21 protein-coding genes are annotated in these 22,189 nt (G+C 59.8%); 10 read left to right on the top strand and 11 right to left on the bottom strand.

Annotated features, from left to right (window positions below; translation table 11 throughout):
- Nucleotides 1–63: 63 nt before the first annotated feature.
- Nucleotides 64–708: a nucleoside/nucleotide kinase family protein gene (locus MTX36_RS27600; protein ID WP_243622857.1), complete on the bottom strand. Its 645-nt coding sequence runs from the start codon at nucleotides 706–708 to the stop codon at nucleotides 64–66.
- A 124-nt stretch (nucleotides 709–832) separates the two neighbouring features.
- On the opposite strand from MTX36_RS27600, the gene MTX36_RS27605 reads away from it, so the two are divergent.
- Together MTX36_RS27605 and MTX36_RS27610 are read left to right on the top strand one after the other, a co-directional pair.
- Nucleotides 833–2,353 carry an acetyl-CoA hydrolase/transferase family protein gene (locus MTX36_RS27605; protein WP_243622876.1) on the top strand — a complete coding sequence of 507 codons (1,521 nt, stop codon included), beginning with the start codon at nucleotides 833–835 and terminating at the stop codon, nucleotides 2,351–2,353.
- A gap of 25 nt (nucleotides 2,354–2,378) precedes the next feature.
- A complete protein-coding gene (locus MTX36_RS27610; protein ID WP_243622858.1) occupies nucleotides 2,379–3,590 on the top strand; it encodes a CdaR family transcriptional regulator in 1,212 nt (403 codons plus the stop codon).
- Here the strand turns inward: MTX36_RS27610 and MTX36_RS27615 are convergent.
- A complete protein-coding gene (locus MTX36_RS27615; RefSeq protein ID WP_243622859.1) occupies nucleotides 3,583–3,930 on the bottom strand; it encodes a hypothetical protein in 348 nt (115 codons plus the stop codon). The genes MTX36_RS27610 and MTX36_RS27615 overlap by 8 nt on opposite strands.
- Nucleotides 3,931–4,099: 169 nt before the next feature.
- Here MTX36_RS27615 and MTX36_RS27620 point away from each other — a divergent pair, with 169 nt between their 5' ends.
- Nucleotides 4,100–5,152, top strand: coding sequence for a TerC family protein (locus MTX36_RS27620; RefSeq protein ID WP_243622860.1), 1,053 nt, complete (start codon nucleotides 4,100–4,102; stop codon nucleotides 5,150–5,152).
- 69 nt (nucleotides 5,153–5,221) lie between these two features.
- On the opposite strand, the gene MTX36_RS27625 is transcribed toward MTX36_RS27620, so the two are convergent.
- Nucleotides 5,222–6,100 (bottom strand): LysR family transcriptional regulator, encoded by an 879-nt coding sequence (locus MTX36_RS27625; RefSeq protein WP_243622861.1) that lies wholly within the window; start codon nucleotides 6,098–6,100, stop codon nucleotides 5,222–5,224.
- 123 nt (nucleotides 6,101–6,223) lie between these two features.
- Between MTX36_RS27625 and MTX36_RS27630 the strand changes: the two genes are divergently transcribed.
- A complete protein-coding gene (locus MTX36_RS27630) occupies nucleotides 6,224–7,591 on the top strand; it encodes an NAD(P)/FAD-dependent oxidoreductase (RefSeq protein WP_243622862.1) in 1,368 nt (455 codons plus the stop codon).
- 75 nt (nucleotides 7,592–7,666) lie between these two features.
- Here MTX36_RS27630 and MTX36_RS27635 read toward each other — a convergent pair whose 3' ends face one another.
- The 5 genes from MTX36_RS27635 to MTX36_RS27655 form a co-directional block, all read right to left on the bottom strand.
- Entirely contained in the window at nucleotides 7,667–7,900 is a 234-nt protein-coding gene (locus tag MTX36_RS27635) for a hypothetical protein (RefSeq protein ID WP_243622863.1), read from the bottom strand.
- 142 nt (nucleotides 7,901–8,042) lie between these two features.
- Nucleotides 8,043–8,693: a hypothetical protein gene (locus MTX36_RS27640; protein WP_243622864.1), complete on the bottom strand. Its 651-nt coding sequence runs from the start codon at nucleotides 8,691–8,693 to the stop codon at nucleotides 8,043–8,045.
- A 49-nt stretch (nucleotides 8,694–8,742) separates the two neighbouring features.
- Nucleotides 8,743–9,372: a hypothetical protein gene (locus MTX36_RS27645; protein ID WP_243622865.1), complete on the bottom strand. Its 630-nt coding sequence runs from the start codon at nucleotides 9,370–9,372 to the stop codon at nucleotides 8,743–8,745.
- Nucleotides 9,373–9,542: 170 nt separating this feature from the next.
- Nucleotides 9,543–9,851, bottom strand: coding sequence for a hypothetical protein (locus MTX36_RS27650; protein WP_243622866.1), 309 nt, complete (start codon nucleotides 9,849–9,851; stop codon nucleotides 9,543–9,545).
- Nucleotides 9,844–11,973, bottom strand: coding sequence for a hypothetical protein (locus MTX36_RS27655; RefSeq protein ID WP_243622867.1), 2,130 nt, complete (start codon nucleotides 11,971–11,973; stop codon nucleotides 9,844–9,846). The genes MTX36_RS27650 and MTX36_RS27655 overlap by 8 nt, the downstream gene beginning before the upstream one ends.
- A 483-nt stretch (nucleotides 11,974–12,456) precedes the next feature.
- On the opposite strand from MTX36_RS27655, the gene MTX36_RS27660 reads away from it, so the two are divergent.
- Entirely contained in the window at nucleotides 12,457–12,795 is a 339-nt protein-coding gene (locus MTX36_RS27660) for a hypothetical protein (protein ID WP_243622868.1), read from the top strand.
- A gap of 18 nt (nucleotides 12,796–12,813) precedes the next feature.
- On the opposite strand, the gene MTX36_RS27665 is transcribed toward MTX36_RS27660, so the two are convergent.
- Together MTX36_RS27665 and MTX36_RS27670 are read right to left on the bottom strand one after the other, a co-directional pair.
- On the bottom strand, nucleotides 12,814–14,127 hold the full coding sequence (locus MTX36_RS27665) for a ClC family H(+)/Cl(-) exchange transporter (RefSeq protein WP_243622869.1): 1,314 nt from the start codon (nucleotides 14,125–14,127) through the stop codon (nucleotides 12,814–12,816).
- Between the two features lie 57 nt (nucleotides 14,128–14,184).
- Nucleotides 14,185–14,805, bottom strand: a complete 621-nt coding sequence (locus MTX36_RS27670; protein WP_243622870.1) for a LysE/ArgO family amino acid transporter — start codon at nucleotides 14,803–14,805, stop codon at nucleotides 14,185–14,187.
- Between the two features lie 74 nt (nucleotides 14,806–14,879).
- Here MTX36_RS27670 and MTX36_RS27675 point away from each other — a divergent pair, with 74 nt between their 5' ends.
- The 5 genes from MTX36_RS27675 to MTX36_RS27695 all read left to right on the top strand — a co-directional run bounded on the left by MTX36_RS27675 (nucleotide 14,880) and on the right by MTX36_RS27695 (nucleotide 22,034).
- Complete coding sequence (locus MTX36_RS27675) at nucleotides 14,880–15,767, top strand: LysR family transcriptional regulator ArgP (RefSeq protein ID WP_243622871.1); 888 nt, start codon at nucleotides 14,880–14,882, stop codon at nucleotides 15,765–15,767.
- Nucleotides 15,768–15,881: 114 nt separating this feature from the next.
- Nucleotides 15,882–17,354 carry a class I adenylate-forming enzyme family protein gene (locus tag MTX36_RS27680; RefSeq protein WP_243622872.1) on the top strand — a complete coding sequence of 491 codons (1,473 nt, stop codon included), beginning with the start codon at nucleotides 15,882–15,884 and terminating at the stop codon, nucleotides 17,352–17,354.
- Nucleotides 17,355–17,440: 86 nt separating this feature from the next.
- Nucleotides 17,441–19,285, top strand: a complete 1,845-nt coding sequence (locus MTX36_RS27685; RefSeq protein ID WP_243622873.1) for a DUF3556 domain-containing protein — start codon at nucleotides 17,441–17,443, stop codon at nucleotides 19,283–19,285.
- Entirely contained in the window at nucleotides 19,282–20,715 is a 1,434-nt protein-coding gene (locus MTX36_RS27690) for an NAD(P)/FAD-dependent oxidoreductase (RefSeq protein WP_243622874.1), read from the top strand. The genes MTX36_RS27685 and MTX36_RS27690 overlap by 4 nt, the downstream gene beginning before the upstream one ends.
- Nucleotides 20,712–22,034 (top strand): CdaR family transcriptional regulator, encoded by a 1,323-nt coding sequence (locus tag MTX36_RS27695; protein ID WP_243622875.1) that lies wholly within the window; start codon nucleotides 20,712–20,714, stop codon nucleotides 22,032–22,034. Before MTX36_RS27690 ends, MTX36_RS27695 begins: the two co-directional genes overlap by 4 nt.
- 67 nt (nucleotides 22,035–22,101) lie before the next feature.
- Here MTX36_RS27695 and MTX36_RS27700 read toward each other — a convergent pair.
- A partial coding sequence (locus MTX36_RS27700) for an IS3 family transposase (protein WP_243622346.1) occupies nucleotides 22,102–22,189 on the bottom strand: 88 nt, incomplete at its 5' end.

Consider the following 22,189-nt stretch of genomic DNA (forward strand, 5'->3'; position numbering starts at 1 on the left):
CGCAGGGGCTTTCTGTTCGATTCGGAGTCTAACGGCGCTGTATGAATTTTAGGGGGCGACGTTTTACTGGGTGGTCAGTCGCACGATCAGATCCGCTCGAGAGCGAACCGCTTCGATGGCGTCGGCGTTCGGTTGGTCCACAGCGCGCGCCCATCGCTCGGCTACATCGGGACTGCTTCCGAACCCACGATGTCGGCGCACGAGACGGCCGATCCGCGTCCCCGCGGGGACCTCGAGGTACCAAACCTCGTCGACGGCCTGTCTCGCCACCGGCCATTGTCCTTCCGGGAGCAGTAGGTAATTGCCTTCGGTGATGATCAGCGTGGTTTCGGGTCCGATCGCGACCGCGCTGCCGATCGACTCGTCGAGGCTGCGGTCGAAGGTGGGAACGTAGATCTCGCGGTCTGATGTCCTCAGTCTATGAAGGAGGGCCGCATATCCATCGGCATCGAAGGTGTCCGGAGCACCCTTGCGGTGGCGTCGGCCGAGTCTTTCCAATTCACAGTTGGCGAGATGGAATCCGTCCATCTCGACCAGCGCGGAGTGGGGCCCTAGTGCTTGGGTCAAGGCGTTCGCCAACGTGGACTTCCCGGAACCGGGCGGACCGGTGATTCCGAGGATGTAGCGACGGTCGGTGTTCATCAGCGCCGCCGCGCGTAAGGCAAGTGCGTCGAGCGGCAGTGTGACGGTGGGTGGTCCGGAATTCACAGGCACTCCGTTCAGGTCGGGGTGTACCTACCATGTCTCGGTAATTCTGTATCGACAATCCCGATAATTCTTCTCGACCAGCACTGTTTATCCTGTTGGCGTGACTTCCTCATTGGGTGCGCCCATCGCCTCGGGCCGTATTCGCAGCACTGCCTTCGCGTCGAAAGTAACGTCAGCTGCCGATGCCGTGAAGTTCATTCACCCCGGAGATACGGTTGCGATCAGCGGTTTTGCCAGCGCCGGCACACCCAAGGTCATCATTCCCGCCTTGGCGGAACGCATCCACCACACTCGCGGCGAGGGATCGAACTTCACTATCAATCTCCTGACCGGCGCATCCGTGTCTACCGAGACGGAACGCCTGCTCGCGGAGGTCGACGGCATTGCACTCCGGATGCCGTATCAGTCGGAGGCGACGGCCCGAAAGCGCATCAACGACGGCCGGATGGACTACGTCGACATACATCTCTCCCACGTGGCGCAGCAGGTGTGGGAGGGCTACTACGGCAATGTCGACGTTGCCGTAGTTGAGGTAGCCGGTATCACCGAATCAGGTGAGTTGATCCCGTCCGCGTCGATCGGCAACAACAAGACGTGGCTCGACGTCGCAGACAAAGTCATTCTCGAGGTCAACTCGTGGGTGCCCGAGGCGATGGAGGGCATCCACGACGTCTACTACGGCACCGCGCTGCCGCCGAACCGCAAGCCGCTCGACATCGTCCGCGTCGAGGACCGGATCGGGCAGACCACGTTCCGTGTCGACCCGGCCAAGGTTGTCGCAGTCGTCGAAACCAACTGCCGCGACAGTGCGAGTCCGTTGACCGCGCCCGATGCGGTCAGTGAGGCGATCGCCGATCACGTTCTGGACTTCTTCGCACATGAGGTTCGCGCGGGCCGGATGCCGGCCGACACGCTCTTGCCCTTGCAAGCTGGGATCGGCAACGTCGCCAACGCGGTGCTCGGTGGCCTCGACCGTGGATCGTACAAAGGCCTGACCTGCTACTCCGAGGTCATTCAGGATGGCATGCTGAAGCTGATCAAGGACGGAACCGTCGCCCATGCGTCGTCGACGGCCTTGGCGCTCACCGAAGCGGGCATCGAGGAACTGACCGCGAATGTCGATTTCTACCGCAACCACATCACGCTGCGTCCGCAGGAAATCAGCAACCACCCCGAGGTGGTCCGTCGGCTCGGCATCATCGCGATGAACGGCATGCTCGAAGCTGATATTTACGGAAACGTGAACTCGACACACGTCATGGGCACGAAGATCATGAATGGTATCGGCGGCTCGGGGGACTTCGCTCGCAACGGTTACGTATCCATGTTCCTGAGCCCGTCGACGGCCCGCGGAGGCGCGATCTCGGCGATAGTCCCGATGGTTCCGCACGTCGACCACACCGAACACGACACCCAGGTGATTGTCACGGAGCAGGGATTGGCCGATCTGCGTGGATTGTCACCCCGTCGTCGAGCTCGGTTGATCATCGACAAGTGCGCGCACCCCGAGTTCCGGGCGATGCTCAGCGATTACGTCGCCCGCGCCGACGCGCAGCCCGGGGCGGGGCAGACTCCCCACATTTTGGGCGAGGCCTTCTCGTTCCATCAGCGCTACATCGACACCGGCTCGATGCGTCTGTCCTGACGCTTCGCAGTGAGAGAATGCGGGGGTGAACGGAACCGGTGTGTCTGCAGATGTTCTTCATCGCGTAGCTGCAGCGGGTGCAGACGATGCCGGTGGTCTACCCGTCGAGTTGCTGGGGGACTTCCTCGAAGTGCTCAGTGTTGCGGTCTGTGAGGGTAAGCCGCTACAGCGTCGGGCTCTCCATCGTTTCCGCGCTCGCGGCGAGGAAGCCGCGGGCCAGGGCGTCGCACTGCGGGCCTTGCTTGATCTGTACCTGTCCTCGGCTTGGCGTCTGTGGCGTGAGTTGCCCGCTGTCATTGCGGCGCAATCGAATCCGAATGCAGTAGTCGCTGCCGGCGAAGTGATGCTGCGCGCTGTGGACGATGCGGTGGCGGAATTGGCGGAGGGATACCAGCTCGCCCGCCGCACGCTCGTGCGTTCGCAGGTGTCTGCCCGACGCGAATTCGTTGACGACTTGTTGGCCGGTGGCGCGGATGTCGTCGGATTACTCGGTCGCGCTTCAGGATTCGGCCTACATCTCACCGGGCCTCACGCTGTGGCGGTAGTTACCGCTGCCCGTGATTTCACCGACGACAGCACATTGGTCAAGGCCGTCGAGCGTGCAGTCCTCGGCAGCAAGGGTGACTCGGATGCTCTGGTCGCCAGTAAGAGTGGCAATCTCGTGGTGGTCTTCGCCGCTCCCGATCGTGAGGCAATCGACCATGTGCTGCACGGCATTCGGTCTGCCCTCGGACCCAGAACCAGTGACGACGGGCGCGTGCACTTGCAACGACGCGCAATGGACGGAGCCTGGCAGATCGCAGTCGGACGGCCGCGCGCCACAGCCGCCGGGGTGGTGGCGTCGTACCGCGAAGCGCTTGACGCCCATGACCTGGCTCAGCGGCTGTCCTTGGATTCCCCGGTGATCGACGCCCGCGATCTGCTGGTCTACCGCGTTCTCGTCAATGACCGACCGGCAGTCACGGACCTGATCTCGACCCTGCTCACGCCGCTGCTCGAAGCGCGGGGAGGGGCAGCGCCGATGGTGGACACCTTGCTCGCGTACTTCGCGGCCGGAGGGAACACCGCGAAGACTGCCCGCGATCTGCACCTGTCGGTCCGTGCGGTGACATATCGGCTGGACCGCATCCGCGAGCTCACCGGTCAGAACGTCAACGATGCCAACGACAGTTTTGCGCTGCACGCTGCAGTGCTCGGGGCAAAGCTGCTCGATTGGCCCGCTACGCCGCTCAGCTGATATCCGGCAGTCCGGGAAGCGCGTAGCCCGACTCGTCAGCCCAGTCGACAGGGGTGTCGTCGAGGGAGACGTCCCAGGTTGCGTCAGGCAATACTCGTCGCAGTTCGGTCAGGGCATTGAACCAGTAGACGAGTGAAGGGATGATCTCGGTCGGATCGTTCGAGATCTTGGTGGATCCGTTCACAACCGTGTTCGGGATGTCCGAGGGGTACAGGTCCAGGACTTCGGCGTCGAAAGGAAACTCGTCGTTGTGCACTGCGATCAGACGATCGATTTCGGTCCTCTCGTCAGCGGACAACGGCTGCGGGCGAATGGCTGAGTAGTACAGCGAGGTGCTCATAACTCCAGGGTAGAACGCGCGTAAATTCTCAAAAATAGTGCAAACTTGCCGTAATCCGGCAAGTTTGGCGTGAAAAGTCATCGTTATTTGGACCGTGATGGATTGAAGTCGGCAAGGAACACTGGTGAAGACGGCAAAACGGCCGTCCAGAATCAGCGAAGGAGAACCCGTGACCGTTCCCATCTGGGCGTGGGCTGCGTTTGCCGCAGTCATCGTCGTCATGCTGCTCATCGACCTGCTTGCTCACCGCGGGGCGAACGTCATCGGGTTCAAGGAAGCGGCCTGGTGGAGCGCACTCTGGGTCAGCCTGTCGCTGATCTTCGCGGTGGTAGTCACCCTGACCTTGGGGGTGGACTCGGGCGTCGACTTCACCACGGCCTGGCTACTGGAGAAGAGCCTCTCCGTTGACAACCTCTTCGTGTTCGCCCTGATCTTCGGTTACTTCAAGGTGCCGCGTGAGTACCAGCACCGGGTCCTGTTCTTCGGTGTCATCGGTGCCCTGATCTTCCGCGGCATCTTCCTCGCTGCCGGCGTTGCGATCGTCAGCAAGTTCACCGCCGTCCTCTTCGTGTTCGCCGCGATCCTGCTCTACAGCGCGTACAAGCTGCTCAAGGACGAGGACGAGAGCTTTGATCCCGGTACATCCGTGGCAGTTCGCTTGCTGCGCAAGATCATGCCGGTTCGTGACGAGTACGCCGGCACCAAGTTCTTCGTAAAGGAAGCCGGAAAGCGCGTCGCAACACCGTTGTTCGCGGTTGTTGTCGCTATCGAAGCTGCCGACCTCGTATTCGCCGTCGACAGCGTTCCCGCTGTGCTGGCAGTGAGCGATGATCCGTTCATCATCTACTCCAGCAACGCATTTGCGATTCTGGGTCTGCGTGCGCTGTACTTCCTGCTCTCCGGTCTGCTCGAGAAGTTCCACTACCTCTCGAAGGGTCTCTCGATCATCCTCGCCTTCATCGGCGTCAAGCTGATCCTGCAGGCCAGCCATAAGGTGATCAGCACGTCCATCCCCGAGATCCCGTCACTGGTAAGCCTTGCCGTGATCATCGTGGTGTTGGCAGGCTCGATCATCCTGAGCCTCAAGAAGCCGCTGCCGGCAAAACCTGAAACAGAAGAAGTCGAAACCGGTGATGCACCGATCGACCTCGAGAAGTCAGGCACCGATTCCGAGATCGGGCTCGCTGAGGACGGCAAGGTGGATGTAAACAGCAAGACCTAGCACGAAGGCGCGGTCCGGCCCTGTGATTGTGAAGGATTTCGTTCGCTGAGCGAGTGAAATCCTTCACGATCAGGGCCGGATCGCGTCTTTTAGTGCGTTAATCAGATCATTGAACTCCGGCGGGTGTGCGGTACCGCTGCGCGTTACACCCGACACGGGGATTCGTAAGCGTCCGTGGGACTCTCGCATGAAAATGATGCCCGCCCGAGGGGATTCGCCGGCCGTGATGGAATACAGCAACGTCCACGCGTTCGGGTTGGTGATCACGTCCAGGGTGGCGGTGTGGTCACTCGGAATTGCCGGACCCAACTGCACCCGACGGTCGATCTCCCGGAACGCGTCCTCGACTACCTGGTGAATCAATACCTGGCTTTGGCGCGGTGGCAGGAGCAGGGGATAGGCGGCTAGATCGTTGAGATCGACGCTCGGCTGACCGGCCAGCGGGTGACGGCTCGACATAACGATCAGCAGATCCTCGACGCCGAGGTCGATGGGTTCCAGGCCCGGGCGATCAACGCTGCCGCGAATGAGCGCGATGTCCGCGTCGCCCGATGCCACCGCGTCCATCCGGTGCGCAAAACTCTTGATCACGAACTCCACGTCCAGATCCGGATGGCGCTCGCGAACGTGGGCGATGGCATCCAACGTCTGACCCGCAAAACTCATGTTTCCGGTGATCCGGATACGCGCGCTCGGGTCGCGAGCCACGGAGTAGGCCATGGTCTCCAGGCTCAGGACTTGCTGCGCGATGGGGACCAGACGCGACCCCGCCGGGGCCAGTCGCACAGACCGGGTGGACCGTTCGAAGAGCGTCGCGCCGAGCTCCTTTTCCAGCCGTGCCACCTGATGGCTGATCGCGGACTGTGAGATGAAGCAGCGCTCGGCAGCCCGGCTGAAGCTGAGTTCCTCGCTCACGACGAGAAAGTACTTGAGTTGGCGAAAGTCCATAGCGACAGCTTACTTATGAGCAATCGAGATAACAGTCTTGCGAATACCGCAGCTAGCTGGACCTGACCCATGACCGTTCCATACGGTAATAGTCATACTTTCAATTTGCTTGAGGAGTTTGTTGTGGATAGAACTGCTGCGGGCCGCGCCGATATCGACGCGGCTGGACACGAGAAGACTCAGGTCGTGATCGTGGGCTCGGGATTCGGAGCCCTTGCTGCCGCGAAGACGCTCGCGAAGTCCAAGACGCCGTTCGTCCTCATCTCCGCGACCACCGAGCACCTGTTCCAGCCGCTGCTCTACCAGGTGGCGACGGGCGTTCTGTCGGCCGGCGAGGTTGCTCCTCCCATCCGCACGATCCTGCAGAAGTACCCCAACGCCGACGTTCGCCTCGGCCGCGTCGTCGAGGTCAATGCCGAAGACAACACCATCGTCTACGAGGCTTCGGGAACTCGGCATACGCTCGGATACCGCTCACTCATCGCAGCCACGGGCGCCACGCAGGCGTACTTCGGCCGTGACGAGTTCGAGAAGGTCACATACAAGCTCAAGACCGTCGAAGATGCCGAGATCCTGCGTAAGCAGATCCTGCGCTGCTTCGAAGAAGCTCACACCACCAACGACGCTCTGATGCGTAAGAACCTGCTCAGCTTCGTCGTTGTGGGTGCCGGCGCCACCGGCGTCGAACTCGCCGGACAGATCAAAGAACTGGCGCGACGCTACTTCGCGAAGGCCATCAACAACATCAGTGCCGAAGAAGTCACCGTCACCATGGTCGAAGGCGCCGGCGTCGCGTTGCCGGCCTTCGGCGGCAAGCTCAGTGAGTACACCCAGAACTCGCTCGAGAAGTCGGGTGTCGAGGTAGTTCTCAACACCATGGTCACCGCCATCGACGAGCACGGAGTCACCGTCTCCTCGGCAAAGACCAAGGAAGAGAAGCGTATCGACGCCGAGACCGTCATCTGGTCGGCCGGCGTTCGGGCCAACGATTTTGCCGCAGTACTCGGCGAGGCAACCGGTTGTGAGTCCGACCGCGCCGGTCGACTCCTCATCAACCCTGACCTCACGGTCGGCGGTTTCGCCAATGTCTACGCCATCGGCGACATGACCTCGCTCAACGGCCTTCCGGGCCAGTCGCCCGTCGCGATGCAGGGTGGCCGTCACGCCGCCAAGATCGTCAATGGAAAGCGTAAGGCGGGAACGCCTTTCAAGTACCGGGACAAGGGAAGTATGTCGATCATCAGCCGCTTCAGTGCTGTTGTTCGTGTCGGCAAGATCGAGCTCAAGGGCACCATCGCCTGGTTCCTGTGGTTGGCAGTGCACATGATGTACCTGGTGGGCTTCCGCAACCGGTACGTGGCAGTCATGTCGTGGTTCGGATCCTTCCTCGGACACCGACGCCCGCACTTCCACTACACACAGGAGCCGATGAAGATCGCGGCCGTGTCGCCAGTGGTCGAACGTGAACCTGAATTGGCCCGCTCCGCATAGTCAGTCGGGCCAGATGCTCGGCTGACGGTTGCGGGATGTGCCCACGATGAGCTCGACGCCGCTGGCAGATGTGGGCTACGGGATCGAACTGTATTCTCGTGCTTGTGAATTGACTGCATGAGCGTATGTGTCGATATTGACGCCGTGGGCTTCGAGGATCCGTTCGATCGTGTTATCGAGGCGACTTCGCAATTCGTACGGAAACTCGAGGAAGTCCTGGTAGGTCGGGAGGCGTCCGGCGGCATCGAGAATGCCTGCGGGTATTTCTGATGGATCGATTCGCTCGGCCTTCATCAGACCCGCGAGCATAGGGTAGACCTGTTGCGGCCATTGCCAGCGAGGATTCTGGCGAACATCAGTGTCGAGTACCACTAAGATTCGGGTTGATTCGACGGGCCCAATCTTTCCGAAACCTATTGCGGGCAAGGGATCTGCTTCGAATCCCACCGTGTTACTGACGTAGAGCGACAATGCCTTCGCAATCGATTGTGCTGCTGCGGGATTGACTCCCGAGCGGTTCGTCATTGCTGTCGGCAAGGTGTAGTAGCCGCAACACGACATTCGTGGTGGTGCCGTTAATCGTAGAAACCGGCTGGTCGCCGCCCGTGCTGGACAGGAGATCGGCCAGGGCCCGCGCAGTTTGCCCAGCCCGATCGGCAGGTATGTCAGTGGGGGAGATCGAGATAGCTGCCGCCGGAATCCAATCGAACATTCCTGCCAGGGCGACTCCATCGTCAGCCCACGGACATTCGAGCAGCGGAATGAGTAGCTGAAGTCGATCCGGTCGGGTGGCGAGCATCCATGAGGAAGTCGTGTCGCGGGTTCCAACTTCGAGGAGTTTCTGTGCCACCGAAGATTGCGTGCCTGCGCCGGTGTCATGCTCGGCGATATGCGAGGCGGCAATGTCGAGTTTGAGGCCGAGTTCCACACCTGGTTGGAATTCCGGATTTGCCTCTGCCAGTAGGGCAGCCAGTTCTTGCATGCCTTCGCGTTGCCGGATTGCATCAGTGGTGCTCAGTTTCGCGTGTACTTCGTTGCCGAGCAGAATCAGGTTGTGAATATCCGTCGGTAGTCGAACGAAACTTCCTGGGGTTAAGGCCAACGTGTAGACCTAGATTCGAAGACTATTGGCAGTGGTCATTGTTGTGCCATCACCAGGTGGGGTATTGCGGGAGTGTTGGTGGGGGGACGTCGACTTCGACGTAGTTGTTCAGGACGGGGGGTGCGGCGACGGTGTCACCCCAGGCGGTGCAGGCGGGGTACATCGGTGAGTTCACGACTGGTGGGAGCGAGACTTTCCAGTCGCCGAAGACGTTGTCGGTCGGCCCTACCCATTTGGGTGTGTTGGATTTCGGGGTGGTGACGCCACCAGTTGAGAGCAAAGCAGCGGGGCTGGTAGGAGCAGGAGTATTTCCGGTATCTATCGAGGGTCGGCGGAGCGCGATTGTGCTTGTTGTCGCGCCGCCGTAGAGGTCGACCCTATATTTCCCGTCCACGGTTTTCCGACCGAAGTGTGATGACTGCCAACAGACGGTGGCGTCGTAGCCGCCGTCAACTTGGCTCATTGACATGAGGTGATAGAACTGGGTGCCGTATCCGCTGGTGGGCCGACCATTTTTGTAAGCATTCCTGTAGAAAGCGTCGTCGAGGGCTTGGTCGAAACCTGGATAGCTTGCGTCGATCGTGAAATTTGCCGCGATCTGGTTTGATTCTGCGGTGGCTCGTACGACTCGGCTGAGGTCGTCGAGGAGGTCGATTCCTTGCTCGGCTGACCAGAGCATTGTGAGATTTTCGAGTTCTGTTGGGACTCGGTATGGTTCGGGTCTCACGTATCTGGATGTGGTTACCGATGTTGTGGGTGTGGGTGGAACCTCTGTTGTTTCGTTGCCGCACGCAGTCAATAGCAATGCCAGCACTGAAACGTACACGGGCACCTGAAACTTTGAACGGATCATCGCCGCCACACGCTCAGGTTAGGGCTGCCGTTCGCGCCGAGGATCACCGATTCAAAACTATCTTGTGCATTGCGAACGTTGAGTCCCATCAATGACTCGTAGGCATTGGCCTGTGCGTTCACGGTGTTGTTGTAAGTGTCGAGTTTGACTCCGTGGTCTTTCAGTAGGTCCTCGACCCGGGTGTCGAGTGCATTGCGGTCGATTTCTGGGACTGTCGTGAGGTAATCGGAATAGGTCGGCAGACGTCCGTCTCGCAGAATTCTGGGTGGAATGTCGGTGGGGCTGATTCGGCCTTCGTCAAGCATGGTCGCGAGCATCGGGTAGTAGTCCGACGGCATGACGTGTGGGGTGAGGAAGGGAGTGCCGTCGGAGGCGCGGAGGCCGAGTCGGCCAGTGAGGTCGCCTGGTAGTTGATATTTGCCGTCGAAGTTTCCCCCCCGGGCCTACGAAATCGGTGACGATGGCGGAGCCTGTCATATAGACGCCGGTGGAGAGTGCGGGTCCGAATGGTGGGGGTAGGAAGCTGCATGCACCGGCGATGCCAGCTTGCCCCATGCCGAATGCCGCGGTCCGCATGTTCACACGACTCTGTTCGGCATCGGCTGCGCTGAGTTCACGGCCGGCGACCTCCATGTTGATGCCGCCCTCGACCAGCGAGCGTAGCCTTCCTACTCCTTCCATACGACGAGGCGACAGATCTGATTCCGGATCCAAAGCAATCTGGTTTTGGTATGCCGATGCCTGTCGAAGAGCTTCGCCGTTGAGGATAGTGCCGGCTGCAGGGTCGGTGTCGAGCAGCGCAAAGACCCTGGTGGATTCGACGGGCCCCATCTGGCCGAAACCGCTGGTCGGTAGCGAGCTTTCACTCATGCCTGCCATATTGTTCACATACGGCGCCATCGCTCCGGCAATAGATTGAGTTAGAAGAGGATTGACGTCTCCAAGTGACTCGCCGCCCGCTCCGGCAATGCCGAAGAGTCGGGACACCGCATTGGTGTTTCCGGAGTCGATGGACGACAAAAGGCTGTCACTGTTGGTGCTGGACAGCAGATCAGCCAGACCGCGTGCGGTTTCACCTGCCCGCTGGGCGGATATATCTTCAGGACCGGCCGAGATGGCTTCGCCTGGAATCCAATCGAACATACCGCCAAGGGCTTTGCCGTCGTCTCCCCATCCGTACTCGAGAAGTGGGATCAGCGTCCTGTCTCGATCGGGACTAGTCACCAACTCCCACGTTGAGGTTTCGTTGCGGGTACCTACTTCGAGCAATTTCTGTCCGACGATTGACTGTGCTCCGATACCTGTATCGGCTTCGACGATTCGAGAGGCAGCTTTGTCGAGTTCGACGCCTAGCTCAGTTCCCGGCTGATAGCCCGGATTCGACTCTCCCAGTAGGAAAGCCAAGTCCTTCATATACTCGTTTCGATCGATGAATTCACTCGTGCTCAGCTCGGGCGCAGATCCACCGCCGTGCGTGATCAAATCCTGAAGATCGGGCGGAAGTTTGTCGAATCCACCAGTTTCGGTACCTGTTCCGATATTCTCGTTCGACACTGTCAAGATTCCATTTGCCAGAGCATCAAGGCGCCGACCAGCGTCGGCGTCGCCGGCTAGCTCTTGCTCACGCAGCGTCTGGCTCAGTTCGATCAATCCGTCTTTGCCAGCCGCGTTGTAGAAGTTACGAAGGTAGTCGTAGTTGACCTGAGGGAGATCGCTGACAGGTTCGCCACGTTCTATCGCAGCCAACTGTTCCGGCGTCAAAGCGGTCGTTGTGAGAATTGCACCTACGCGATTGAACATTTCCGGGGGAACGTTGCCGTTTCGAAAGGCTGTACCGTCGCTGGTGCCGTCAGAATTGGCCAGCGATGCGGTGTTGTCCACCCGCTGCTGGTCAATCCCAAATTTTCCGACGATGCCTTCGAATGCTCGCGATATCGCGTCGGTGGTTGTGCTGTCAGCGTTGGTCAAATTGCGGAGATCGGCTTGAATCATGACCGTCAGAAGATTCGCCTGCCTCTTCAGTGCGGCCATTTGCATCAAGAGGTCAGCCGGGGTTGCGCCGCCCAGCGGGTTGGGCGGCGGAGGCGAGACCACACCGTCATCCGCTATCGAAAAAAGTTGCCCCTCTGCAGCGTTCGCTCGTCCCAGGAAGGCGTCAAGCCACGAGCGGATAATTTGTGCACCAGAATTCAGAGCTGTTGCCCCCAAGGTGAGGGAATCGACAGCTGAGTAAGCGTCGGTCGCAATGCTGGTCACCTGACTGCGCATGGCGTCCCCGGCACTAAATTCCCAATAGTGCTGCGAACTGTCACCGGCCCTGCGGGCGGAACTCAATTCCAGTTCCAATGATTCCGCGTTTGCCTGCCATTGGGCACCGGCGGTGGCAAGTTCTTCAGGTCGCCAAACCTTTGCCTGAGATACGGTCACAGTCACCAGAGTGGCCTTCCGTCGCGCGACAAATCGGCAGTATTGTCGTCTTCAGTTTTCTCGTAGATGACCGCACTTGCCTCGACGGCGGTCGCAGTGTTCGAGATTCGCTCGGAAGTTACTCCCACTGCATCTGACGCGAGTAGTGCACGCGACACTGCCATTGGTCCGGAATTTGCACCAGGCATTGCATTCTTCAAGCCGCCAACCGCGCGTGCCGTCCGAATTGTCGCTATTTGCGCACTCCGAGAGGATAATTCGTCACGAAGTCCTCGAAGTTGTGCGACGTCGACAATCAATGTCATCTGCTTCTCCCCTGTCGGATTTCTGCTGCGCTACCCCCACAGTGGCGTGCATACCGAGTTTGCTTACCTACTGTAGCTTGGCTGTGACCAGTTCGAATTTGGGGGAACAATGGAACATTCGATACCAGGGCAAGGAGTCGATCCGATCTCCGCGGCTCTCGACAGATACGTTGAATCGGTGACGTCCGAGGTGGTTACGTGTGACACGCCTTCGCTGTCGGTTTCGGTTCGGGCTGACGGTTCTCTGGTGGGCCTCCGGATCGCAAAGGGTGCGATGGCCGTCAGTGGCGAGTTGTTGGCGTCGTCCATCCTCGCGTTGGTGGCGCGGGCGAGACTCGAGTCGGCGGAAAAAATGCGGTCGGCCAGCGCCGCGCTGAATTCCGACCCCCGGATCGTCGCAGCGATGGAAAAGATTGCAGAATCTGTCGATCAAACTGAGCCCCAGAATGATTCGGAAAAGAATCTCCAGCAGCCTCGATACGAAATGCCAACGTCGTACTTACGCTCGCCGATGTGATGACGTAGCCGTCCGAAGTTAATTCTGTTGTGGATGTTGATCTTTCAGCATTCGTAATCGGAGGCTGTCGTAGATCGGAGCCGATCCGGCTAGCGTCGCCACGAGGACGGCAGCAGCAGTTGCCGCGAGCATCGGCACAAGCGCCGACGTTACTGTCGTCATCTCCACCACGATCACGATGCCCGTGAATGGTGCTCGCACCACGGCGCCGAAGAATGCGGCCATGCCGACGAGAGACATCGCAATCGTGAGGCCGCCGTCTACTCCGGGAATGAAGCTCGACAGCCCGGCGAAGAGCGATCCCCACAGAGCGCCGACGGCGAGCAGGGGAGCAAACAGGCCACCGGGAGTTCCGGCGGCGTAGGACAACGGACCGGTGAAGAACCGAACAACCAAGTACAGCAGCAGTATCGGCAGCACAAATGTGCGTCCTCCGACAATCAACTGCGACAGTGGGTCGCCACCTCCGCCGGCCAAGGGGTCGATGAAGAGCGTGAGACCGATGACGGCGCCGATTGCAGCTCCGGCAACGGTAGAGGGGATACGTCGCAGGCGCGCTACGGTATTGAGCATTCCCAGGATCATGTGGTTGTAACAAATCCCGAGCAGGCCGGTGAGGAGTCCGAAGATGACGAACAGTGGCAAGAGCGCGAGCTGGGGAGTTGGGACGGCATCGACGACAAAATCAGGCCGATCACCGATGACAAGCCGTGAACATCCCACTGCCACCGCTACTCCGAACATCGTGGGAAGGACTGTGCGGAGTTTGAAGGAGTGTGTCACTTCCTCGCAGACGAACAGTGCACCGCCGATCGGGGCGTTGAACGCGACGGCGAGCCCGGCCCCGGACATCGACGTCTGCAACAGGCGCACATCGGATTCGGGGAGACGGGCCCGCCGGCCGGTCTCGGCTCCGATTGCCGCACCCATGTGCACGGTAGGGCCCTCGCGGCCGAGTACCAGCCCCGAACCGATTGCCAAAAGCCCGCCCACGAATCTGGCCGGGACCAGGATCAGTCCCGGTGGTTTCGCTTCACCTCGCGCAACGGCCTCGACATGCTGAATGCCGCTTCCTGCTGCGAGTGGCACCCGCCGAACTATCAGGACGGCAAGCACTGTGCACAACGCCACCAAAGCGACGGGGACAAGCCACCCGACGTACGGAATCTGATGCGACCAGTCCAGGATCGTTTGGCGGAGGTCGTCGGCTCTGCGCAGACACCACCGGAATGCTCCGCCGACAAAGCCGACGGAGACACCCGCAACAACTGCGAGCAGACAAAGCAACAGCAATCCGCGGTTCGGCTCGTCCTCGACTTTGTTCTCGGTCATCGCTATCAGTCCTGCCCGATGGTCACAATTGCCTCGGGCCTACGTTACGCATCGCACTCACAATTCGGTGAGCAAGCTGATTCCCAGAACTGCCATCATCACTGCAATGAGTGCGTCCAGGATTCGCCAGGCATTGGGTTTTGCGAAGAGTGGAGTCAACAGGCGCGCTCCGTAACCGAGACCACTGAACCATAGGACGCTCGCGGTGATTGCCCCAGCAGCAACCCACCAACGCCCGATCTCGCCGCGGCCGTTGGCAATTGAACCCATCAGGACAACGGTATCGAGGTAGACGTGCGGGTTCAGCCAGGTCAGCGCCAGGGCCATGGTGACGGCTGCAAGTCGTGATCCGTTGCCATGCTGATCCGGTGCCAGTGTTTGCGGGCGAAATGCGCGCTTGGCTGCGAATACCGCGTAGCTGAGGAGGAATACGGCGCCGACGATGCGAATGAAGGTAATCAGTGACGGTGCGTGTTCGAGGAGTGCTCCGATCCCGCTGATGCCCGCGAGAATCAGGATCGCGTCGGACACGGCGCACACCAGGACAATCGGAAGCACATGTGATCGAGTCAGGCCTTGGCGCAGTACAAACGCGTTTTGTGCGCCGATCGCGACGATCAAGGAGAGTCCGACACCAAATCCGACGACGGCTGACGTGGGGTCACTGTTGCTGAGCATGGCACCAGCTTGACGACGCAAGAGATGCGAGTCCAGCTAATGATTCTGATGGAGCATTAGCGTAGCTTCAGATCATGCTGGACATCGAGCAACTGAAGGCCCTGCACGCAGTGGTGGACGAGGGAACTTTCGACGCCGCCGCGCGTAAATTGCACATCACGCCGTCGGCGGTAAGCCAACGGATCAAAGCGCTCGAGGTTTCGGTGGGACGGGTTCTGGTGCAGCGCACCAAGCCCATTCGCGTTACTGATTCGGGCCGCGAGGTATTGCGTCTCGCCCGTCAGATAGATGCTCTCACTCAGGACGTCGTCCGAGAGTTGGGTCTAAGCGATGCGGATGGCGCGATGGCCCGAATCTCGATCGCGGTGAATGCGGACTCGTTGTCCACGTGGGTACTTCGGGTGCTGGCTTCGTTCGCAACCGAAGTGAGTTTCGATTTCCATCTCGACGATCAAGAACATACGACAGAGCTTCTACGTGACGGGTCTGTGATGGCTGCGATTACCTCCGTGGCGACGCCGATTCAGGGTTGCACCTCCAGTCTGCTCGGTATCATGCGCTACCGTCCGATGGCGAGCGCCTCATTTTGTGAACGTTGGTTTTCCGACGGTGTTACGGCAGAGGCACTTTCGAAGGCTCCCGTGGTTATTTTCAACCGCAAGGATCTGTTGCAGGACAGGTATTTGGGCCGGAAACTTGGCCAACTCGTCGACCCTCCCCGTCATTTTGTGCCGGCGACCGCGGATTTTGCGGATGCAGTGCGACTCGGCTACGGATGGGGACTGCTGCCAGATCTGCAGAGTCTCGAAACGCCGGGTACGTTGGTCGAATTCGATCCGGAATATGTGGACGACGTCCCGTTGTACTGGCAGCAGTGGAAACTGTCGTCGCCGATCCTGGCACGGATATCGCTGGCTGTTGCTGCTCATGCGAACGAGTTGCTGCATCAATCATCTTCCTGAGGTTGTGCTCGGAGCACAAAGAAATCGGGCAAGTTGAGCCCCGTGGACCGTTTCTTTGGCCCCGTGACGTCGATAGTGTTCTGAGTCACAGACAAAGGAAAGGCGCTGACTCTCGTGACCGACATCGGATATCTGGCTTGGGATCTGGCGAAAGAGCATGGCAACGCGCCCTGCGTTCGTGACGACCAGGTCGAACTCACGTACATCGAGTTTGCAGAACGTACGGAAGCCGTTGCAGCGCAACTGGCAGGCGAGGGTATCGGTGCGGGTGACGTTGTCGCGATCATGCTTCCCAATCGGGTTGAATTGCTGATTGCGATCATGGCCGCCTGGCGCCTCGGTGCCGCCGCAACTCCCGTCAATCCGATGTACACTGCCAACGAGGCGGACTACCAGATCTCGGATTCCGGTGCTCGACTGGTGATTACAGGTGGGCCGGATGCGCCGAACGGTGGTTGTCCGACGCTCTGTGTCGACGACCTCGCGGAGAGCTCACCCGATCTGGCCCTGCCCGGCATCGAGTTGACTGCAGATGATCTCGCGCTCCTGATCTACACCAGTGGATCCACCGGCAGGCCCAAGGGCGTCATGCTCACACATGCCAACCTTCAGTTCATGGCGTCGTCGATGGGGCAGAGCATCGGCGTCACCGGTGCAGATCACTGCCTCCTCATCCTCCCTCTCTTCCACGTCAATGCCATTTGTGTGAGCGTCCTGACGCCATTGATTGTGGGCGGGCAGGTGAGTATCACCGGGAAGTTCTCGGTATCAAGGTTCTTCGACGACGTTGCGCGATTGCGTCCGACGTATTTCTCCGCTGTCCCGGCGATCTACGCCATGTTGACGTCGCAGTCCGAGGATGCGTCGATCGATACATCCTCGCTGAGGTTCGCCGTGTGCGGCGCTGCCCCGATCAGCAAGGAACTTCTCGAACGGGCCGAGGCGCGATTCGGTTTCGAGATCGTCGAGGGTTACGGGCTCACCGAGGGAACCTGCGCGTCGGCGTGCAACCCCGTCGGCGGAATACGGAAACTCGGAACCGTCGGCCCGTCGTTGCCCGGGCAGAAGATCGAGATCCTTTCTGAGGATGGAACTTTCGCTCCCATCGGTGTACGCGGCGAAGTAGTCATCAAGGGCGGAAACGTCATGCATGGGTACCTGAACAGGCCTGATGAAACGGCGAAGACGGTTGTGGACGGTTGGCTGCACACCGGCGACGTCGGAGTGCTGGACGAGGACGGCTATCTCACTCTGGTTGACCGCATCAAGGACATGATCATCCGCGGGGGAGAGAACATCTACCCCAAGGAGATTGAAAACTCGCTCGCCACACATCCTTCCGTGCTGGAGGCTGCCGTCATCGGTGCTCCACACGATGTCTACGGAGAGGTTCCCATCGCCTATGTCGTTGCCTATCCAGATGCCCCCGTCACCGAAGACGAATTGCTCGACCATGTCACGGCCTTGCTTACCCGAGTGAAGGTGCCAGTGGCGATTTATGTTGTCGATGCGCTACCCCGAAACCCGGTGGGAAAGGTCGACAAACCTGGAATGAGACGAGCCTTGAGCGCCACTCCCGCTCGCTAGCAGTCTTTTCCGCGCCAGCGCAATAACTCGACTGCATACGTCGAGTTGATCTGTCATGCCTACTTCTCGTATTTCAGGAGCACATCATGGGATTCAAAGAAGGAAACTTCCCTCCCGTCGACCCCGCCACATTCATGGACAAGCCTTTCCTCGAGCGACTGCGTGACATGTCCACACACTGGGTGGATCACGGGTTCGGCACGCCGAAGATGGTTCACACCGTCTATATCATGAAGCTGCTCTTCCTCTATCTCATCGCCGGAACCGCAATTGCGACACTGACTTCGGGTCTCTCTTGGGTAGATCCGGCGTCATGGTGGAATCAGCCCATCGTTTACCAGAAGCTCATTCTGTGGACGATGATGCTCGAAATGCTCGGCCTGGCAGGCTCGTGGGGTCCGCTGGCCGGCCACTTCAAGCCGATGACGGGTGGCGTTCTTTACTGGATTCGCCCCGGAACAATTCGCTTGCCACCGTGGCCGGGCAAAGTTCCGCTCACCTCCGGCGATACCCGCACGGTCTTCGATGTTGCCATCTATGTCGCTGCGGTTGTCAATCTTCTTGTTGCGGGAGTGCTTCCGGGTGTTCACACGACCGGCGTCGATGCCGCCATTGCAGATAACGCCGGCCTGGTACGTCCTGCCGTGCTGTACTCGTTTCTGGCGCTGATGCTGATTCTCGGTTTGCGCGACAAGGTTCCGTTCATCGCCGCTCGCAGCGAGCAGTACCTCCCCGCGATCATCTTCTTCACGTTCCTTCCGTTCGTGGACATGATCCTGGCACTCAAATTGCTGATCGTCATGGTGTGGATCGGTGCCGGTATCTCGAAGTTCGGTCGCCACTTCTCGCTGGTGGTACCGCCGATGATCAGCAATACGCCGTGGATTCCGTCAAAGAAGATCAAGCGTGCGCACTACCGTAATTTCCCCGAGGATCTTCGCCCCTCTCGCCTGGGCGGCGGCGTCGCACACGTGGCCGGAACGATGGTCGAGATCGTCACTCCGTTGATCTTGCTGTTCTCCACCAACAAAACACTCACAATCCTTGCCGTTCTCCTCATGGTCGGATTCCACCTCTTTATCGCGTCGACCTTCCCGTTGGCAGTGCCCCTGGAATGGAATCTGTTGTTCGCCTACGCCGCGGTATTCCTCTTCCTCGGCTTCCCGGCGTGGGACGGCTACGGCATCGGAGCAATGTCGTCGCCTTGGATCACGGCGGGAATTGTTGCAGCACTGGCATTTTTCCCGATCCTGGGCAATCTGCGACCCGATTTGGTCTCGTTCCTTCCGTCGATGCGCCAGTACGCGGGGAACTGGGCATCGGCTACGTGGGCCTTTGCTCCGGGTGCTGAAGCCAAGATCGACGAGAACATCAAGCGGCCGTCGCAGGACACACGCAAGCAGTTGATGACGATGTACCCCGAGGACGTCTCGGACGTCGTGCTCCATCAACTGCTGGGTTGGCGTTCGATGCACAGCCAGGGGCGTGCGCTGTTTTCCCTGATGATCCGACACCTCGGTGAGGACATCAATACGTACTCCCTGCGTGAGGCCGAATTCAGTTGCAACTCCATCGTTGCGTTCAACTTCGGCGACGGCCACCTTCACGACGAGAAACTGATTGCCGCGATCCAGCGTCGGTGCAACTTTGCCCCCGGAGAGTTCCTGGTGACCTGGATCGAATCACAGCCCATTCACAAGGCGACACAGGAGTACAAGGTGATCGACGCGGCCCTAGGCGTCATCGAACGAGGCACTTTCAAGGTTGCCGACGCAGTTGCCGAGCAGCCGTGGTTGCCGAATGGGCCCATTCCCTTCGATGTTGCGTGGACACTGGACGTACGCGCCGATCGGGCGGTGACGGATCCGAACATTGTCACCGAACCGAAGATGCGTACCAAGGAAGTAAGCAACCGAGAGGTGAGTCAGTGACCAAAGCCGTAGTTGTCGGCAGCGGGCCGAACGGGCTCGCTGCCGCGGTACACCTTGCACGGAGTGGCGTCGACGTGCAGGTGCTCGAGGCTGCCGATCAGATCGGCGGGGGTACCCGATCCGGTGCGATCGACGTCCCCGGATTGATCCATGATCATTGCTCGGCATTTCACCCGATGGGTATCGGTTCGCCGTACCTGTCCAAGCTGGACCTCGAGCGATACGGGTTGAACTGGCGCTGGGCCGAAGCCGATTGTGCGCATCCGCTGGACAACGGCGATGCGGGCGTTCTGTACCGCTCACTCGAGCAGACGGCGGCGGAGCTCGGCGCAGATGGTCAGAGATGGCATCGCATGTTCAACGACCTGTCGACGGGTTTCGACGCCTTGGCTTCGGACCTGATGCGTCCGATTTTCAACATTCCGCGGCATCCGTTGCGGCTGGCGGCTTTTGGTCCGCGGGCACTGCTGCCCGCCACGGTCACTGCCAAGCTGTGGAAGACGGAGAAGGGTCGAGCGCTGTTCGGTGGGGTTGCAGCACACGCGTATTACCGACTGAACCGGCCGGCGACGTCGGCCGTGGGTTTGATGATTGTCGGCGCCGGTCATCGCTACGGCTGGCCGGTGGCAGAGGGCGGGTCCCGATCGATCACCGACGCGATGTCGGCGATGCTCCTCGATCACGGCGGAAAGATCGATACCGGGGTGCGGGTACGTAGCGACCAGGATCTTCCGGATGCGGATGTTGTTCTGCTGGATGTGAATCCGAGTGGAGCGCTCGAGATTCTGGGTAATCGGCTCCCGTCGCGGGTGGTGAAGGCGTATCGAAAATTCAAGCAAGCGCCCGGCGCGTTCAAGGTCGACTTCGCGATCGAAGGTCACGTTCCGTGGACCAATTCCGATTGTGGACGTGCCGGAACAGTCCACTTGGCAGGCGGTTTCGAGGAGATCGTGGCGGGTGAGCGTGAGACGAATTCGGGCCGCATGCCGGAGCGGCCGTTCGTTCTGATCGGTCAGCAGTACCTGGCAGATCCCACCCGCTCGTCCGGAAACATCCACCCGCTGTATGCCTACGCTCATGTGCCGCATGGATATTCCGGGGACGCAACGGAAGCTATTATTCGTCAGATCGAACGTTTTGCTCCGGGATTTCGCGAACAGATCATCGCTACGTCAAGCCGCAGTACTGCCGACCTGGCGCGAGACAATCCGAATCAGATTGGCGGCGATATTATCGGCGGCGCCAATTCCGAACTGCAAGTGGTAATGCGCCCGCGTATCGCCGTCGATCCGTACAGTACGGGAATCGCGGGCACCTACCTGTGCTCGGCGTCGACGCCACCCGGCGCCGGCGCACACGGAATGTGTGGGTACAACGCGGCGGAGTCGGCGCTGAAGTACCTACGACGGCAGGGCGCGGAGGTTTTGTGAGCAGTCCCTCGAACAAGGATCGAGGTGCCGGTGCGAGACGGCGCCTCGCCCGGGTGCCTGCTGCTGCGGAGCCGGAAGTACTTGCCGTGGTCGCGGAATTGGCTCGACACCTCGACGCGCGCAGTGCTGACATTGCCCGCGAGATGGCAGTCATGATGGCGCACGAGATCGATCAACTGGACGACGACGCCAACCTGATCGAAATGCTCGAAGCCAGCGTTCAGGGAAACGTCACGACGATCATTCACGTATTGGCCAATGACATTCCGATCGATCATCTGCAACCGACTACCGCTGCAGTTGAATACGCTCTGCGCCTCGCCCAGCGAGATGTTCCATCCAACTCGTTGGTTCGTGCCTATCACATGGGCCAGGGTGATCTGATGCGCATCTGTCACGATGAGGTCAGCGCCCTCGACATCTCGGCGCGGCTCACTCTTTCAGTGTTGAAACATGTTTCGGATGTTGTGTACAGCTATATCGACTGGATCACGCTCTACGTCTTCGATGCCTACGAGCAGGAGCGGAGTCGGTGGATCAACGCGCAGGGCAACCTGCACTCGGCGGCGATCCATGCTCTCCTCTCCGGAATTGGTGGGGACGCTGCAGCTTTCGAGTCCGAAACCGGATATCGACTCGAACAGAATCATCTGGCCGTAGTTGCCTGGTCGACCTCGGACGCGGATGTATTGGGATTCAATGCCCTCGATCGCCTGGTGCGTGATCTCGGTGCCTCTGCCAGTGCAGACAAACCGGTAATTGTGACTGCCATCGACCGCCGCACGGTGTGGGCGTGGCTGCCTTTCGGTCGACGAATCCCGGTGCCGGATCTCGAAACGCTGGCCGCGTCCGTGCCCCTCGACAGTGGTACTCGGGTAGCCATCGGCCTCCCAGGCTCGGGAGTCGACGGATTCAAACGCTCTCACCAGCAGGCGCGCGCCGCGTATTCGGTTGCTGCGGTGCCTGATACGCCGCCTCGTCCGGTCGTGAGTTTCGGAGATCGCGGTGTCGCGGTTGTGTCACTTCTGTCGGAAGATCTCGAGTCGACAAGATCTTGGGTGTGGGAAGTGCTGGGTCCGCTGGCTGACGACACGTCGTCGGCCGCAATCCTGCGTACGACGTTGAGCGTCTACTTCGCCCACGGTGAAAGTCATCTGCATACCGCCAATTATATGAATCTGCACCGTAATACGGTGAAATACCGCATCAACAAAGCGCTGTCAGACCCAGTGACGGCCGGTCGGGACAAGCTGGATCTGGCCTTGGCTCTGCAGGTGTGCGAATTGTTGGGTAGATCGGTACTGCGTCCATCGACTTGAGATGTGTGGGAAAACCCCGCGGCCGATCTGAACTGGTCCCCGGAAGTTGGACTGGCCAAATAAGAGCCTAAGCCACCAGGGCTTGAACCCGGTATTGCACCGGGCTCAGGCCCTGGAGCTTTGTGGAGATGCGTTCATGGTTGTACCAGTGGATG

Origin of the sequence: Rhodococcus sp. ARC_M6 (assembly GCF_022810305.1) — a bacterium.
Classification (GTDB): domain Bacteria; phylum Actinomycetota; class Actinomycetes; order Mycobacteriales; family Mycobacteriaceae; genus Rhodococcus_F.